1 protein-coding gene is annotated in these 1,309 nt (G+C 44.5%); it reads left to right on the top strand.

Features of this window, described 5'->3' with window-relative positions:
• Positions 1 to 317 precede the first annotated feature (317 nt).
• Complete coding sequence (locus QUB06_RS34560; RefSeq protein WP_333109016.1) at positions 318 to 1,289, top strand: transposase; 972 nt, start codon at positions 318 to 320, stop codon at positions 1,287 to 1,289.
• Positions 1,290 to 1,309: the final 20 nt, after the last annotated feature.

The following is a 1,309-nucleotide window of genomic DNA, read 5'->3' as shown; positions in this document are numbered from 1 at the left end:
ATCGTACCGATAAGTGGGCGCTCGCTCTATCCAGTAGGCGTAAATCTAAAGAAACAAGAAAAATCTAGCGCAAGAGTGCAAGTTTCAGCAGAAAGTGTTGTTTAAGGACATCAGAAATCGGTGAAGTTGGCCCGCCCCTTAGACTCAAGCAAAGTCTGTTGCGTAGATAAGCTCCCATTACTGATGACAGGCACACCTTAAGCTGGACAGTATCTTAGGCTCTCGATCTTCTGATTGGGAAAGCCTGCATTGACTCTCGTTAGTATTCAATTGCCTGTCGGTTCTTTTATAAATCGGAGTACCTAAAAGAGCAAACAATGACATCAACAGTCTTAGGTATAGACATCAGTAAAAGAGACTTTCATGTCTCATTACTGAGAGAAGGTCGTGCAACTAAACCTAAAAAGTTTACGAACAATATTCAAGGGTTTGAGAGTTTGCATAACTGGCTGCAACAACAAAGTGTAGTCGAGCTCCATGCTTGTATGGAAGCTACTAGCATATACGGAGAAGCCTTAGCCGAATTCCTGTATGGGGCTGGTTTTCAGGTTAGTATTGTGAATCCAGCTAGGATTAAAGGGTTTGCTAAAAGCGAGCTCCTACGAACTAAAACTGACTCGGTAGATGCGGCACTAATTGCTCGTTTTTGTGCGGCAATGAAACCGTCTCTATGGACACCAACCGCACCGGAAGTTAAAGAATTACAAGCTTTGTTGCGACGGCTGGAATCTGTGATTGAAATGGCCACTCAAGAACAAAACCGTTTGGAAACAGCTACGCCAACTGTTGCTGGGCTTACCCTTGCACATTTGGAGTACCTACAAGAGCAACAAAAACTAATCAAAAAACTGATTAGCGACCATTTTAACCAACATCCACATTTAAAACAACAGCGTGACCTCTTGACCTCAATTCCAGGAATTGGTGAACAGACGGCCTCGGTATTGTTAGCTGAAATTCGTGATGTTTCCGATTACAACAATGCCCGTCAACTAGCCGCTTATGCAGGCTTGACTCCCTGTGAACGTAGTTCTGGGACTTCTGTTCAAGGCAAAACTCGTTTGTCATGCACCGGCAATGTCCGATTGCGAAAGGCATTGTATCTGCCTGCGGTAGTGGCGATGCGTCACAACCCGTTACTCAAAGCTATGAGTGAGCGATTATTGGGTCGTGGCAAGGTCAAAATGCAGGTGATTGGTGCGCTGATGAGGAAACTGGTGCATTTGGCTTTTGGGATTTTAAAATCCCAAAAGCCTTTCGACCCCAATTATTTGACTGCTACCCCTTGACAGGTCAAGACAGTATCTAC

Source organism: Microcoleus sp. D2_18a_D3 (assembly GCF_036702455.1).
Lineage (GTDB): Bacteria > Cyanobacteriota > Cyanobacteriia > Cyanobacteriales > Microcoleaceae > Microcoleus.
The sequence above is the reverse complement of the archived record's forward strand: the minus strand, read 5'-3'. Positions and strand labels throughout refer to the sequence as shown.